Source organism: Streptomyces sp. NPDC052036, assembly GCF_040680495.1.
Classification (GTDB): Bacteria; Actinomycetota; Actinomycetes; order Streptomycetales; family Streptomycetaceae; genus Streptomyces.
On the sequence record NZ_JBFAWW010000045.1, the window covers coordinates 1 to 14,967 of the forward strand.

General features: G+C 69.5%; 12 protein-coding genes. 6 read left to right on the forward strand and 6 right to left on the reverse strand.

Annotated elements, in window-relative coordinates:
• Positions 1-302 precede the first annotated feature (302 nt).
• From AB0L95_RS36230 to AB0L95_RS36250, 5 genes are all read left to right on the forward strand, one after another.
• Positions 303-992 (forward strand): YoaK family protein, encoded by a 690-nt coding sequence (locus tag AB0L95_RS36230; RefSeq protein WP_365169633.1) that lies wholly within the window; start codon positions 303-305, stop codon positions 990-992.
• A gap of 99 nt (positions 993-1,091) precedes the next feature.
• Positions 1,092-3,032 carry an amidohydrolase gene (locus AB0L95_RS36235; RefSeq protein WP_365169636.1) on the forward strand — a complete coding sequence of 647 codons (1,941 nt, stop codon included), beginning with the start codon at positions 1,092-1,094 and terminating at the stop codon, positions 3,030-3,032.
• A 52-nt stretch (positions 3,033-3,084) separates the two neighbouring features.
• Entirely contained in the window at positions 3,085-3,579 is a 495-nt protein-coding gene (locus AB0L95_RS36240; RefSeq protein WP_365169640.1) for a DoxX family protein, read from the forward strand.
• A 298-nt stretch (positions 3,580-3,877) separates the two neighbouring features.
• Entirely contained in the window at positions 3,878-4,222 is a 345-nt protein-coding gene (locus AB0L95_RS36245; protein ID WP_365169642.1) for a trypco2 family protein, read from the forward strand.
• A gap of 14 nt (positions 4,223-4,236) precedes the next feature.
• Positions 4,237-7,611 (forward strand): NACHT domain-containing protein, encoded by a 3,375-nt coding sequence (locus tag AB0L95_RS36250; protein ID WP_365169645.1) that lies wholly within the window; start codon positions 4,237-4,239, stop codon positions 7,609-7,611.
• A gap of 167 nt (positions 7,612-7,778) precedes the next feature.
• Here AB0L95_RS36250 and AB0L95_RS36255 read toward each other — a convergent pair whose 3' ends face one another.
• Positions 7,779-8,615, reverse strand: a complete 837-nt coding sequence (locus AB0L95_RS36255; protein WP_365169647.1) for an aldo/keto reductase — start codon at positions 8,613-8,615, stop codon at positions 7,779-7,781.
• Between the two features lie 103 nt (positions 8,616-8,718).
• On the reverse strand, positions 8,719-9,327 hold the full coding sequence (locus AB0L95_RS36260; protein WP_365169649.1) for a TetR/AcrR family transcriptional regulator: 609 nt from the start codon (positions 9,325-9,327) through the stop codon (positions 8,719-8,721).
• Between the two features lie 46 nt (positions 9,328-9,373).
• Between AB0L95_RS36260 and AB0L95_RS36265 the strand changes: the two genes are divergently transcribed.
• A complete protein-coding gene (locus AB0L95_RS36265) occupies positions 9,374-9,838 on the forward strand; it encodes an SRPBCC family protein (RefSeq protein WP_365169652.1) in 465 nt (154 codons plus the stop codon).
• Between the two features lie 700 nt (positions 9,839-10,538).
• On the opposite strand, the gene AB0L95_RS36270 is transcribed toward AB0L95_RS36265, so the two are convergent.
• The 4 genes from AB0L95_RS36270 to AB0L95_RS36285 form a co-directional block, all read right to left on the reverse strand.
• A complete protein-coding gene (locus AB0L95_RS36270) occupies positions 10,539-10,694 on the reverse strand; it encodes a DUF6131 family protein (protein WP_365169655.1) in 156 nt (51 codons plus the stop codon).
• A gap of 448 nt (positions 10,695-11,142) precedes the next feature.
• Positions 11,143-11,772 carry a sarcosine oxidase subunit gamma family protein gene (locus AB0L95_RS36275; RefSeq protein WP_365169658.1) on the reverse strand — a complete coding sequence of 210 codons (630 nt, stop codon included), beginning with the start codon at positions 11,770-11,772 and terminating at the stop codon, positions 11,143-11,145.
• Positions 11,765-14,659, reverse strand: coding sequence for a sarcosine oxidase subunit alpha family protein (locus tag AB0L95_RS36280; protein ID WP_365169661.1), 2,895 nt, complete (start codon positions 14,657-14,659; stop codon positions 11,765-11,767). The genes AB0L95_RS36275 and AB0L95_RS36280 overlap by 8 nt, the downstream gene beginning before the upstream one ends.
• The gene (locus AB0L95_RS36285; protein ID WP_365169664.1) at positions 14,656-14,952 is read right to left on the reverse strand and encodes a sarcosine oxidase subunit delta; all 297 of its coding nucleotides are present in this window, start codon (positions 14,950-14,952) and stop codon (positions 14,656-14,658) included. Before AB0L95_RS36285 ends, AB0L95_RS36280 begins: the two co-directional genes overlap by 4 nt.
• Positions 14,953-14,967 lie beyond the last annotated feature (15 nt).

The window sequence follows — 14,967 nt, forward strand, 5'->3', positions numbered from 1 at the left end:
TCTACGCCCAGTCCGTCATCGGCGCCCACGCCGCGGGCTGACCCACCGACCTGGTCGCCGGCCCGAGACCGACTCGTCCGGGCCGGCACCAGCCCCCTGCCTTGGACCTTGATGTCCACAGCGTTCGACGGCTTCAGCGGCAGAGACGCCATCCACCGCCGGTGGACGCGGAACTGCGCGTGAAGGACGGTCCGTTGGGCGCCTGACCCCGGGGCGCTGCCGCGTTCAGGACCGACTGCGGCGGACGAGGTCTCCGGTGAGGCAGCCGGACCGAGCACGGGCCGTATCCCAAGGAGACGACAGTGACTACCCATCATCATCCGCCGGTTCAGCGAGCACCGGGCGGCCGTGAGCCGCTGCTGCCGGCCCTCATGACCGTGACGGCAGTGAGCGGCCTCATAGACGCCATCAGCTATCTGGGGCTGGGGCATGTCTTCACCGCGAACATGACCGGCAACGTGGTCATCATCGGCTTCGCCGCCGCCGGCGTCCCCGGCTTCTCGGTGCTCGGCTCGCTGGTGTCGCTGGCCGCTTTCCTTCTCGGCGCGCTGGTGGCCGGCCGTCTGGAAACCGTGATGCGCCGTCGCACCGCGCCACATTGGCTGCGACTGATCCTGATTCTTGAAACGGCCTTGCTGGCCACGGCTACCGTCGTCGCCTTCGCCGCGAGCCACGCGGTCGATGTGCTCATCGCCCTGATCGCCTTGGCCATGGGTCTGCGCAACGGGACGGTACGCAAACTCGCCGTGCCGGATGTGACCACGACGGTGCTGACGCTCACTCTGACCGGACTGGCATCCGACTCGACTCTGGCAGGCGGCACCAATCCGCGTGCCGGCCGCCGCCTGGCCTCGGTGTCGGGGATGCTGGCAGGCGCGTTCGCGGGAGCTCTGCTCGTGCGGCACACGGGGCTCGGCTGGCCTCTTCTGGCCGGCACGATCGGTACCGCTGCCGCCGTCGTTGCGGTACCGCGCGGCTCGTCCTCCAGCTGACTCAAAGCCCCGGCCACTCCCCGGCCTTGCCGTGAACCCGCGGCAGCCGATCCCTCCTCACACAGCTTCTGAGACCCCCACCCTCTGGAGATGATTTCCATGGCCACAATGCCTGTGGCTGGCCTTCCCGTCACCGCCGAGAACGCCCCCGAGGCCACGGTGCGCAATGTGCACCTGGGCATCGAATACCCCGCGGCCCACATCGCGGACGTGGTGGTGCGCAATGCCAAGATCCACACCGGTGACCCGCGCCGTCCGCAGGCGAGCGCGGTCGCGATCAAGGACGGCAAAGTCACGGTGGTCGGCGACGACGCCGACATACTGCACCTGATCGGCACGAACACCCGGGTCATCGACGCGCTGGGCCGGCGGGTGATCCCCGGCCTGAACGACTCCCACCTGCACGTCATCCGCGGCGGCCTGAACTACGTCCTGGAACTGCGCTGGGACGGCGTGCCCACCCTTCGGCAGGGCCTGGCCATGCTCCGCGAGCAGGCCGCCCGCACCCCCAAGGGCCAGTGGGTCCGCGTCGTCGGCGGCTTCTCCGCCGACCAGTTCGCCGAGAAGCGCCTGCCGACCATCTCCGAGCTCAACGCCGCAGCCCCGGACACTCCCGTCTTCGTACTGAACCTCTACCAGTCAGCGATCATGAACCGGGCCGCGGTCCAGGCAGCCGGCTTCACCAAGGACACCCCCGACCCCCGCGGCGGGCAGATCGTCCGCGGCCCGGGCGGTGAGCCCACCGGCATGCTGCTGGCCGCCCCCGGCGCCCTGATCCTCTACTCGACGCTGGCGAAGGCCCCCACCCTGCAAGGCCAGGACCTCAAGACCTCCACCCGTCACTACCTGCGCGAGCTCAACCGCTTCGGCCTGACCTCCGCGATCGACGCAGCCGGCGGATTCCAGAACTTCCCCGACAACTACGGCACCGTCATCGACCTGGCCAGGAACGGCCAGTTGTCGCTGCGCATCGCCTACCACCTCTTCCCCCAGACCGGCGGACAGGAAATCGCCGACCTCAAGCGCTGGATCGAGATGGTCCGCCCCGGCGACGGCGACGAATGGCTGCGCCTCAACGGCGCGGGCGAGAACCTGACCTGGGCCGCCGCCGACTTCGAGAACTTCACCCAGCCCCGCCCCGAACTCGGCGCATACGAGAACGAGTTCGAGCAGGCCGTGCGCCTGCTGATGGAAAACGGCTGGGGCTTCCGCCTGCACGCCACCTACGACGAGACGATCCGCCGCGACCTCGCCGTCTTCGAGAAACTCACCGCCGAGGGCCTCTTCCCCGCCGGCAACCGCTGGCTGTTCGACCACGCCGAAACCGTCTCCCACGACAGCCTCGACCGCATCGCCGCCCTCGGCGGCGCCCTGTCGGTACAGAACCGGATGTCCTTCCAGGGCGAGGCATTCGTACGCCGCTACGGCCCCGGAGCCGCCGCTGAGGCGCCGCCGATCCGCGCCATGCTGGACCGCGGTCTGACCGTCGGCGCCGGCACCGACGCCACCCGGGTCTCCTCCTACAACCCCTGGGTCGCACTGCACTGGCTGGTCGCCGGCCGCACCGTCGGCGACCTGACGATCTATCCGCCGAACAACCGCGTCAGCCGCGAAACCGCCCTGGAGATGTACACCCAGGCCGGTGCCAAGCTCACCGGCGAACAGGACGTCAAGGGCATCCTGGCCCCCGGCTACTACGGCGACCTGGCCATCCTCTCCGACGACTTCTTCACCGTCCCGGAGCAGGACATCCCGCACATCGAGTCGCTGCTCACCGTCGTCGGTGGCCGGATCGTCTACGCCATCGGCGAGTACGAGGGCCTGGACGAGCCGATCCCAGCGGTCAGCCCCGCCTGGAGCCCGGTGGCGCACTTCGGCGGCTACCAGGCCACCGTCAAGCCCAGCATCTCCGGCACCCGCCAGGCCGAACTGCTCGGCCAGGCCGTCGCCGAGTCCGAACAGCACCGCCAGTGGCGCGCCGCCCGCGGCTTCGCCCCCGAAACCGCTCCCGAGATCTTCGACGCCTGCTTCGTGCTGTGACGCACGGAGACTCACCACCCCCTCACCACCTACCCCCGCATGAGGAAGTGCGATGAACACCGGATTGCTCATCCTGAGGCTGGCCGTGGGCCTGCTGCTCGCCGGGCATGGAATCCAGAAGGTCAGCCACCGCCTCGGCGGCCACGGGATAGCGGGCGGAGCGGCAGAGTTCCGAGCGGACGGCTTCCGCGGCGGCCGCCTCACCGCGGCCGCCGCGGGCCTCGGGCAGATCACCGCGGGCCTGCTGCTGTGCGCAGGCGCGCTCACCCCCTTGGCGGCCACCATCGCCGCGGGAGTCATGACGGTCGCAGCCACCGTCAAGTGGCACAACGGGCTGTGGGTACAACACGACGGCTACGAATACCCCCTGGTCCTCGTGGTCGTCCCCGCAGCACTCTCGCTCACCGGACCCGGCCGCTGGTCGGCCGACCAGGCCCTCGGGCTCCTGCCCTGGGCGCCGTGGTGGGCAGCCGCGGCCACCGGCCTCGGCATCTCCAGCGGACTGTTGACCCGTGCCCTCCTCGGACGGCCGGACCTTCACCTCTGAGTGATCAGAAACGTCTGCGCTGTCACGAAGTTGAGATGGCCAAAGCTCGTCGACCGGTCACCGCGGCCGCTCTGGCCCGGCGTGTCGCGTGCGTCACCTGCCTGGAATTGACCGGCCAGGGCGAGGAGACAGCGCAGGCCGTCTCTCAGACGGGGCGACCCGGACCCGGAGCGTTCGGCCGTGCACTTCACCGGCCGCACCACCGATGGCCTGCGCACCATCGCGCGCACCTCCTCCCCCTTGACGCCGAGTCCCGAATTCATGGCGCGGGCAGGCGCGTTGGCATAGCGTTGACCAGGTGAATGACGACTTCACCGGGATCGACGGGATCGAGCTGGCGGACGCGGTCCAAGCGGTACGCGATGAGCTGCTCACCGCCGCAGCATGCGGAACCGGCGGTGAACTGTCCTTCGAGGTAGGGGACATCCATCTGGAGTTCACGGTCGAACTGCGCCGTGACGTGCGTGTGAAGTCCGGTGTGCGCGCGTGGGTGATCTCGGCCGACGCCGATGCCGGCCGGTCCAAGGCGCACACCCACAGGGTCAGCTTCACACTCCGGCCCAAGAACGCGCGTACGGGAGGTGGCTGGGAGGTCGGCAACGACGCCCCGGCTGACACGTCGGCCTTCGGCCGCACCGAGTAGGCGGGGGACGCGCCGTGTCCGGTCCGCGCAAGGAGCGCATCGCCGCCGTCCTGGGTGCCTCTCGCCAGGGCAGCGGATATCTCCTCGGTCCACGGCTGGTCCTCACCGCCGCCCATGTCATTGTGGGCAGCGACAGCGTTCATGCCATCGTCCCCGAGGGCCGTGGACGGATCCCCTGCCGGCCGGTCTGGGAGGGAACCCACGAGAACTGCGATGTGGCACTGCTACTGGCCGCCGATGACCTGGTCGCACCCGAAACCGCCGCTGGCTGGGGGCCGGTCCGCTGGGGGCAGACCAGCGATCTGAAACCGCGCCCCGACTGCCAGGCGATCGGTTTCCCCGCTGTTCAACGCAGTGGGGCAGGACAGCTCGACAGCGAGCAGCTGGTCGGTACGCTCAAGCCGGGGTCGAGCATGGTGCGTGGCGGTTACGTGCTCGACCTCGTCCATACGCCGCCGGCGCCCCGGCAGGACGGTAGCTCCCCGTGGGCGGGGATGTCCGGGGCAGCTCTCTTCGACGGGGAGCTGCTGGTGGGTGTGGTGACCACCGACCCCGACGGCTGGCAGCACGGTCGTCTCACTGCCGTCCCGGCGACCGCGATCCACATCGTCGCCGGTTTCTACGACGCGTACTTCGATCACCTCGGAGAGCTTCCCACCTTGGAAGACGCGGGACGGAGTCGCGCACCACGCGTCGGTTTCGAATCCGACTACCGTGCGTACGTGGAGCGGAACTACGGCGAACTCCGCATCTTCGGGCTCGACTTCAGCAGGAGTGACCATGCGCAATGGCCGCTCGACACCGCCTACCTGAGCCTGGAGCTGTCCCACCAGAGCAGCCAGGAGCGCGCCGACTTCCTGGAAACCGTCCCCAGGCACGAGGTGTCCAGCGGCCGTCAGCGCGTCGAGTCCGCCCTGTCCGGAAGGCGCCGGGTGCTGCTGCGCGGTCTGGCCGGATCCGGGAAGACCACCCTCATCCAGTGGCTGGCCATCACCGCGGCCCGGGACGACTTCAGCTATCGGCTCGGCCATCTCGACGATTGCGTGCCCTTTGTCCTGCCGCTGCGCACACTGATCAGGCAGGGGGCTCTGCCCAGTCCCGGCAATTTCCTGGCTGCCACCGGCACTCCGCTCAGCCCGCCGCCCGACTGGGCGGAGGAGGTGATGCGCTCCGGCCGTGCGCTGCTTCTCATCGACGGTGTGGATGAGATCCCCGAACGTGACCGGGACCGGACCCAGGAATGGCTCACCGGACTGTTTGCCGCGTACCCGGACTGCAACTGCGTCATCACCACCCGCCCCGCCGCCGTGAGCGAGGGCTGGCTGACGCGCCGGGACTTCACCGAGCTGAATCTGCTGCCCATGAACCAGCAGGATGTCGAGGCATTCGTAGGGCGCTGGCATCTGGCCGCCTTCGGAGAGAGCGCCGGGGCCGCGCCGGAGCGTGACCGGTACAGAGAGCGCCTGCTGGACACCCTGCGACGTAAGAGGGACCTGGCCCGTCTCGCCACCAATCCGCTGATGTGCGCGATGATCTGCGCGTTGCACCGCGATCGCCGTACCTATCTGCCGGAGAGCCGGATGGAGTTGTACGGCGCGGCGCTCACCATGCTGCTTGTCCGCCGCGACAAGGAACGCGATGTGGGCGTACCGGAGGGCTTCGACATTCCGGAGGACGCTCAGCGGCAGCTCCTCCAGGAGCTCGCCTGGTGGTTGATCCGCAACGGCCAGACCGAGGCGGAGCAGGACAAGGTGGTCAGGCTGATCGAGCGGCTACTGCCCGCGATGCCCGGTGTGGCCCCGCCGGACCGGGCACGGGATGTCCTGCGCCACCTCCTGCGCCGCAGCGGTCTGCTGCGTGAACCCACCCCGCAGACCGTTGACTTCGTCCACCGCACGTTCCAGGACTATCTCGGAGCGAAGGCGGCGGTCGAGGCCCAGGACCTCCCGCAGGTCGCGGAACATGCCGCCGACCCCCAGTGGGAGGACGTGGTCCGGATGGCCGTGGGCCACGGCCGCCCCGAGGAACGGGCCATGTTGATCGGCGGCCTGCTGGAGCGGGGAGACGCCGCGCCGGACGACGAGGTCCGTACTCGGCTCCACATGCTTGCCGCCGCCAGCCTGGAACACGCCACCATGCTGGCGCCGGCGGTGCGGCGCGAGGCGGAGGAGCGAGCGGCCTTGCTGCTCCCGCCACGGGACTCCGAGGCGGCGGAGAAGCTGGCCAGCGCGGGGCCGGTCGTGCTCGATCTCCTTCCGGGGCCGGATCAGCTGGACGACAGGGAGGCGGCGGCCACTGTGGAGACGGCCGCCCGAATCGGCGGCGAGCATGCCTTCCAGATCCTGCGGCAGTTCCGAGACCATCCTGATGCTCTTGTGCGGAAAAAGGTGGTTGACGCCTGGAGTTCATTCGACGACCAGCGGTTCGTCGACGAGATCCTGTCCGAGATGGAACTGACCGGTGCGCACCTCACCGTGAGCACGGTTTCCCAGCTGTCCGCACTCGGTCGGATCGGTCGAGTCATGACACTGGAGATCAACGGCTCCTTCGGGGAGGATCTCATGGTGCCGGGGCTGATCGCCACCGAGCCCACCGAGCTGCATCTGGTGAGCAATGACTCCTTCCGCGATCTCCGCTTTCTGGTCAGTGGTGCGCCACGCCTGCGCTCACTGGGACTCCAGGACTGCGGCAGCCTCAAGGACTACTCACACATCTCCGACGTGAACATTGAGCATCTGCAGTTGGAGAAGATGCCGGTAGGGCCGGACATGAGTCCCCTCGCCGAACTGCGGGGACTGACTTCGATCGCCGTCAACAGCCGCCAGCCCTGGGGGAGGCTGACGAACCTGCCCCTGCCTCCCCATCTGCGGGGCCTCACCCTGGGGCCGTCGACTCTGAGCGCGCCGGCACTCGACGGCATCGAACGCTGGCCGCGGCTCACAAGACTTCATCTCGCCGCTGATGTCAGTACCCCCTTTGCCGCAGCCGAGTTGAGGAAACTGGTTGCGGTGCCCGAACTCGTCGACCTTGACATAGATCTTGCCCAGCTGTCCGGCCTTGCGGACGTTCGTCTGCCGCCGCTTCCGCAGATCCGGTCACTGCGCCTGAGAGCGGAAGTCCAGAACCGCATTGATTTCGACGAACTGCGGGACGTGTTTCCCAACCTCACAACACTGAGTGCTCAGTTGGAGCACCGCTCTTTCACGACGCTGGAGGCGGACGTGTCGGCTTTGCGAGCCGTCCCCCAGTCTTCTGTCACGATCAACGCGTCCGGGACGGTCCGTCTGACCGGAGAGACGGAACTGCCGAGCGAGAGTCGAGTCCGCATTCACAGCAGGACGGCTCCCCTCACGAAGAAGTCCCGCTTCCGCCTCTGGAAGTCCCTCTGACCCTGCACCGCGTCTGCCTTCCCGGCACCCCGCAAGAGATCTTCTCGAACCTGGACATCCCGCCACAACGCCGGAGCACTGACCTGTCCCTGGCTTGCCGCGGTCAGACGCTCGCGTGGGTCGCCCGAAGCGGTGCGGGACGCGTTGGGGAGCGGTCGCCCCGGGGTTCAACGCAGTGGAGAATTTCGCCGAGCATCGCCGGCAGGGGCCCAGGCGGCACCCTCGCCCGGCTTGTCGAGGACAGCCAACTCCTCCTCGGTCAGGCGCAGGGCTCCCGCGGCGATGTTCTCCACGAGGTGTGCCGGGTTCGTGGTGCCGGGAACGGCCAGCACGTGCGGACCGCGGTGGAGCGTCCAGGCGAGCCGTACCTGGGCCGGTGTCGCATGGTGGGCGCGGGCCACGGCGTGGACGCGCGCGTCGTCCTCATGGACTGCGGCTGCCTCGCGCCGCAGGCCGGAGACGGCTAAGTACGGGACGAAAGCGATGCCCTGTTCCCGGCACAGGTCCACCAGCCCGCTCTCATCGGCGCGGCGCCAGTCCAGTCCGTAGGCGTTCTGCACACAGACCACGGGCACGATCGTCAAGGCTTCGGTCACGTGCTCTGGGCGGACGTTCGAGAGTCCGAGGTGCTGGGTCAGGCCCGCTTGGCGCAGTTCGACGAGGGCGCCGAAGTGCTCGGTGATCGAGGCCGTACCGGGGTCGCGGCGCAGGCGCACCACGTCCAGGTGGTCCCGTCCGAGCTGGCGCAGGTTCTCCTCGACCTGGCCGCGCAGCTGGTCGGGGCGAGCCATGGTGAGCCACTCGCCGGCGGGATCGCGCGTGGGGCCGACCTTGGTCACCACGACCAGGTCGCCGTACCAGGACGAGAGGGCGCGGTTGACGAGCTCGTTCGCGGACCGCAGCGGCGAGAAGTGGAAGGCGGCCGTGATCACGGCGCTGGGGCCCTCCTGGACAGAGTCGTTCACCCAGGCTGAGAGGCTCCGCGAGAATGGCGTGCTCGTCATGGACGGCACCTTGGTGCCCAAGCCGGCGTCAGCTCGTGTGGCGGGGCGCGGCACACAGTGATACGTCGTTGGGCCCAGTCGTGTGTCCTGATCAGCGACTCCGTCACTCCGAGCCGTAGTACAGCCGGAGGAACTCCTCCATCGCCGCGTCGACGCCGGCGCGGTCACCGGTGGCGAGCAGGTCGAGCAGCAGGCCGCGGACGGTGGCGAGTCCCAGCCTGGCTCGGTTGTGGGCCGTGGCAGGGTCCGCCCCCGCCGCGACCTCAGCGGCGGCGAGCGGTTCCAGCCAGTCCGTCACGAGCCCTTCGAGAATCGGGACGGCCTCGGGGCGGCCCCGCAACGCGTGCCCGCAGATCTCGAAGAAGAGCCGCTCCTGACCGGCCAGCCGAGGGTCCGTCAGCTGCTGCCACAGTCGCCGCGCGACGTCAGCGGGTGAGAGACCGGGCTCCGTGCGGAGAAGAGACAGCAGGCCGCGCTGGCGTCGCTCCGACGTCCGGACGATCTCGACAAGCAGCTGTTCCTTGGAACCGAAGTAGTGGATCAGCATGCGGTGGCTGACGCCGATCGCGGCGCCCAGGCGACGCAGGCTCAGGTCCACGATGCCGTGAGCCGCGACGTGGTCGACAGCCGCGTCGATTAGTTGTGCGCGCCGGTCCCCGTCCGGGACGTGCCCGGCCTCGCCCTCGGGACGCGAGTCGTCCGTATGTATCACGCCGCGAGTGTACCAATTGGTACATGACCCATGTACCGTGTGGTACATGCGATCTGTCACCGTGTCGATCGATGTTCCGTACACGCCCGAGCAGGTCTACGACTTCCTCGATGTCATGGCTCACCACGAGGAGTTCACCAACCACTACCTGACCGACTGGCGCTACAGCGGCCCCAGCCGCGGCATAGGATCGTGCGCCACGGTCACCGCCGCGCTGGGTGGCATAAAGACCGACGTCACCATCGAGGTCGTCGAGGCCGACGCGCCGCGGCGCATCGTCGAACGCAACATCAGCGCGACCGGCCGGCGCCAGGCCCACGGCACGTACACCATCGAACCGCTGCAAAGCGGCGGGAGCCAGGTTTCGTTCACGTACGCCTGGGTACGCGCCCCTCTCGCCGACCGCCTGCTGGCACCCGTCGTCCGAGCCACGATGCGGCGCGCCAACCGCACCGTCATGGGGCGGCTGGCCACCGAGTTGGCTCGTCACGTGTCGGCTGCCGGATCCTGATGTCGACCACTGTCGGCTGCTCTGCTGGGCACAGGCCCCGACGCCGACGGCGAACCTGCCCACACCCGGGCTGAGGCTGAAGCCCGACGGAGCTGCACGCAGATGTCGGCGGCGGCCTGTGCGTGGACGTCTACGATCACATGGGTCACTGCGTGCAGAATGCTGGCCGACCCTAGCTGTGCCATGTGGGGCTGCTCCGCGAGCCGGCGCGCAACTTCCGTTGTGGGATCGTTCGCCCCGTGCCGTACGGTCAGCGAAGGACGGGCCGAGGAAGATCATCACTTCGCCGGTTTCCACATCCGCGGTCTGCCCGACGAACCACAGTGTCTTCACCCCGAGTGCCAGCATGTCGCCGTGGCGCTCCTGCTTCGGTCGCTGGTGGGCCTGGACCACGTCCTCGATGGCCGGAGGATGCAGCTTCAGGTACTTGCCCAGCCGCTGCAGCTCCCCCTGGCGGGGTTCGTCCACGCGGATCCAGGCGAACTCATCCGGCTTCAGCAGAGTCAGGGGGTTGCCGCCGGCTCCGCTCGCCCGCCGTGCTCCGCGCCTGATCCCGCGCCACTGGCCCCCGCCGGTTGGCGCACGCCCCGGGTGGGGTTCGCACATATCGACGGCGTGCCCGATCCCGTAGGCGGCCAGACGCAGGGCAGCGCTGGTACGGCAGCTCACGGAGGACAGCGCAGAGCCGCGTGGAGGCAGATCACCAGTAGTGTCGGTGGCCGGCGACTGCGTGCCCCAGGGAGCCCATGATCCACAAGACCGCGCCGACGGCCGCCAGAATGATCCCGATCGTCCACAGGATCGATATCCCGGTGACGAATCCGACGACAAGCAGGATGATGCCAAGGAGGAACATGATCGCCTCCGGTGCAGTAGTACTGCTTTCACTATGGACCGCAGCGCCCGGTTAGGGAAGTGCTGACATTTGCTACCCCCGCTCGAAGGCGTGACCGTGGGGCGAATGTGGTCTGACGCCAGTGGACAGTCCCTTCGGCGACGAAGACCAGGGCTGAAAGCGGTCCACCGCGCCTGCCCTGAACGCGCCCGTTCGGGGTACTCGCGCGCCCGTCGGACGGTAGGACGCGGGACGCAGAGCAAAGCCCGGCCTGCGGGAACTCAGAGGAACGGAGGTGCCTGGCGTCTCGGGCAGGGGCCGTCGACCGCACCGGCCGGTGTCCGTCGAGGTACTTCCACCCAATAGCGATGTGGGCAGGGCGTCGATTCCTCAGCTCCAGGTCACGGCCGGGTCGTACGCCGCGGTGCGGTGGTGCCGCACTGCGGCGGTCTGCTCATGCTGAGCCCTGTCAGGGCGTCTCCGGGCCCCGGTACTCGCTCATCGCGTCGATGAGCCAGCGTGCCAGGTAGTCGGCGAACGAGGAGCGTGGCAGCAGCCGGTATGTCGGCGAGTCGTCGGTCTGCCAGAGCAGCACCGCAACGGGTCCCACCGTGGTCGAGACTTGCCGGCCGGGGCCGAAGGCCCGGGGATGCAGGTCCAGCGGGCAGCCCTTCTCCAGCACCTGCCGGGCGGCCGGACCGCTCAGTTCAAGCGTGGCGCGCTGGGCCGAGACGTCCACGACCGAGCCCGGTGCTGCTCCGAGTGCCTGCCGCAACTCGGCGGCCACAGCGGTTCCGTCGGCCTGGGACAGTACGAGCCACTCGTCCGGGCCGAGCCAGAAGAGCGTGTGGGCGGCGGACGCGGTGGTCTGGCCGCACCGGCGAGGGAGCGGCGCCCCCAGGGTCTTCTCGATGCCGTCGGCCCCTTCGGAGGCGGGGTCGACGCGCAGGTTCACCATGGTGGCGAACGGCCGCTCGGTCAGCGTGACGCCGCGGGCGCCCGTGACTGCGGCGGCGCGCATGCGCTCCTCCAGATGTGCCAGAGGGCTGGTGCGCAGGGCCACGGGGCCGGTGCCTGCCTCGATCGTCGGCTCAGCCATCGCGCTTGGTCCCTTCCGGGTCGTAGAGGACGAAGTCGGTTACCTCGACGGGCACCAGGTCATCGCCCACCGGGGCGAGCAGGGTCTCGCCGATCCTTGCCCGTCCGTCGGCGACGAGGGCGAGGGCGAAGGGGCGGCCGAGGGCCGGGCTGTGGTAGCTGGAGGTGACGTGGCCGAGCATCGGCACCGGCCCGGCTTGGGGGGTGAGAGGTACGTCCGGCGCGACGAGCTGGGTGCCCTCGCGCAGTCGGGTCCTGCGATCGGTCGGGAGCAGGCCGACCAACTGCTTGCGGTCGGTGCGGGCGGTGTCGGCGCGGGAGTGGGACCGCTTGCCGATGAAGTCCTTCTGCTTCGAGACCACCCACGACATGCCCGCGTCCTGGGGGGTGACGGTGCCGTCGGTGTCCTGGCCGACGATGATGTAGCCCTTCTCGGCTCGCAGGACGTGCATGGTCTCGGTGCCGTACGGGGTGATGTCGTACGGCTGTCCTGCCTCGTACGCCTGCTCCCAGACGGCCAGGCCGTACCACGCGGAGACGTTGATCTCGTAGGCGAGTTCGCCGGAGAAGGAGATCCGGCAGATGCGGGCCGGGATACCGGAGGCCAGGGTGGTCTCGCGGAAGGCCATGAAGGGGAACGCCTCGGCGGACAGGTCGACGTCGGGCGCGAGTTGGGCGACAACCTGGCGCGACCGGGGGCCCGCGACCGCGATCGTCGCCCACTGTTCGGTCACCGAGGTGCAGTGGACGTCGAGGTCGGGCCACTCGGTCTGCAGCCACTCCTCCAGCCAGTCCAGGACCGCTGCGGCGCCGCCGGTCGTGGTGGTCATGAAGTAGCGGTTCTCGTCGAGGCGCAGCGTCACACCGTCGTCGAAGATCATGCCGTCGGGCTTGCACATCACGCCGTAGCGGGCGAGGCCGGGCTTGAGCTTCTTGAAGGCGTTCGTGTAGATGCGGTTGAGGAACTCCCCCGCGTCCGAGCCCCAGATCTCGATCTTGCCGAGGGTGGAGGCGTCCATGAACGCCACCCCCTCGCGGGCAGCTCGGCACTCGCGGGCCACGGCCGTGTCCATGTCCTCACCGGGCCGGGGGTAGTACCGCGGGCGCTTCCACTGCCCGACGTCCTCGAACACCGCCCCTTGAACGACGTGCCAGCTGTGGAGGGAGGTCGTACGCTCCGGGTCGAACAGGTCGCCGCGCTCGCGCCCGGCCAGAGCGGCGAAAGCGACCGGCGTGTACGGCGCCCGGTAGGCCGTGGTGCCGATCTCTCCGGGAGGCGCGCCCCCACCGAGGGCCTGGGCGATCACGCCGATCGCGTTGACGCCGGACGTCTTGCCCTGGTCGTTCGCCGTGCCGAGCGAGGTGTAGCGCTTGACATGCTCGACACCGCGCAGGCCGGCGCCGATGGAGCGCCGGACGTCGGCGACGGTGACGTCGCGCTGCAGGTCGACGAAGTGCGTGTCCCAGCCGCCGGGTTCATCGTCGGGGTCGGGTACCAGCCACAGTGCTCGCATCGGGCCGGCTCCGGACCGTGCGGCTTCGGACGGCGAGACGGCAACCGGGAACCCGGCATCCGTCGCCGCTCTCGCACCGGCCCGCGCCCCATCGACCCGACAGCCGCCGAGGTCGTATGTCCCGGCCGCCGCACCCACGATCTGCTGGTCCCGAACGGCGCGGTCGGGAACGAAGGCGACCAGGTCCTCGTCCCAGCGCAGTCGGCCCTGGCGCTGGCTGTGCAGGTGCACGACCGGGCTCCATCCGCCCGACACGGCGAGCAGGTCGCAGCCGAACGACTGTGGTTCACCGGCGAGTTGACCGTTCTCGTCGAGGGCCTGGACCGTGGCGCCGGTGAGCCGGCCGCCGCCCGCGGTGTCAACCACCGTGCTGCCCGTCAGCACCCGCGCCCCGGTCGCCATGGCGACCTCGGCGGCCCGGTGGGACAGTTCGGGGCGCGCGTCCACGACGGCGACGACGTCGATCCCGGCGGCGTGCAGATCGGCGACCGTGTCGTAGGCGCTGTCGTTGGTCGTACTCACCACGGCCCGAGAGCCCGGAGCCACGGCGTACCGGTTGAGGTACGAGCGCACGGCCGCCGCCAGCATCACTCCGGGACGGTCGTTCCCGGCGAAGACCAGGGGACGCTCGTGCGCGCCGGTGGCCAGGACGACCTGACGAGCCCGAATGTGCCACAGTCGCCGGCGCGAGACGCCTTCGGACGGGTCGGGAGCGTCGGCACCGAGATGGTCGGTACGCCGCTGCAGGGCCAGCACATAGTTGTCGTCGTACGACCCGAACGCGGTGGTGCGTTGCAGTAGGACGACCTCGGAGGCGGCCTCGAGTTCCGCGCGCACGTCGGCGACCCACTCCAGGGCGGTCTGCGAGCCGACCCTCTCGGTGCGCCCGGAGAGCAGCGAACCGCCCGGCTCGGGCTGGTCGTCGACGAGGATCACACGGGCACCGGAGCGGGCGGCAGTGGCGGCGGCCGCGAGCCCGGCCGGTCCGGCGCCGACGATCAGGACGTCTGTGTGGACGTACTTCTTGTCGTAGACGGCGGGATCGGGGGCCGGGTCGAGCCGGCCCATGCCGGACAGGGTCGTCGCGGTCAGGCCGTCGTACAGCTCCACGGTCGTCGCCGGCAGCATGCCCTCCGAGCACGGGCCGTCGAGTTGCAACAGCGCGTTGGGCTCCTCGACCCCCGCGGCGACGATGCCGCGCGGGCGGCCGCGGTAGAGCGACGGGGCCACCTCGACGAGCCCGTTCGCCAGCATCGCCGAGGCGACGGTGTCTCCGGGGTGACCGGTCAGTTCCCGCCCGTCGACGGTGAACCGCAGCGCGGTGCCGCGGTCGATGCGGCCTCCTTGCCGGAGCCTGAAGTGCTGGTCGGTCATCGGTTCCCTCCGGCCTCGGGCAGTTGGGGGCGGGGTTCGTCGAGCCGGTAGGCGGCGAGCACCTCGTTGGTGAGGGTGTCGCGCAGGACGTTGAACCAGCGGCGGCAGCCGGTGCTGTGTACCCATCGCTCGGCGAAGGGACCCTTGGGGTTGTCTCGGTAGAAGACGTACTCGGCCCACTGCTCGTCGGTGAGGCCCTCCGGGTTCTCGGGGTAGGGGACGTGGGCCTGTCCGCCGTAGTGGTACTCGGTCTCGTCCCGTGGACCGCACCATGGGCAGGTGATCAGCAGCACGGTGTCCTTCTCTCC

Excerpts from the sequence above, each read along its gene's own strand:
- AB0L95_RS36255 (WP_365169647.1), bottom strand. The coding sequence starts at position 8,615 with ATGACGAGCACGCCATTCTCGCGGAGCCTCTCAGCCTGGGTGAACGAC.
- AB0L95_RS36270 (WP_365169655.1), bottom strand. The coding sequence starts at position 10,694 with ATGTTCCTCCTTGGCATCATCCTGCTTGTCGTCGGATTCGTCACCGGG.
- AB0L95_RS36265 (WP_365169652.1), top strand. The coding sequence starts at position 9,374 with ATGCGATCTGTCACCGTGTCGATCGATGTTCCGTACACGCCCGAGCAG.
- AB0L95_RS36235 (WP_365169636.1), top strand. The coding sequence starts at position 1,092 with ATGGCCACAATGCCTGTGGCTGGCCTTCCCGTCACCGCCGAGAACGCC.
- AB0L95_RS36280 (WP_365169661.1), bottom strand. The coding sequence starts at position 14,659 with ATGACCGACCAGCACTTCAGGCTCCGGCAAGGAGGCCGCATCGACCGC.
- AB0L95_RS36240 (WP_365169640.1), top strand. The coding sequence starts at position 3,085 with ATGAACACCGGATTGCTCATCCTGAGGCTGGCCGTGGGCCTGCTGCTC.
- AB0L95_RS36275 (WP_365169658.1), bottom strand. The coding sequence starts at position 11,772 with ATGGCTGAGCCGACGATCGAGGCAGGCACCGGCCCCGTGGCCCTGCGC.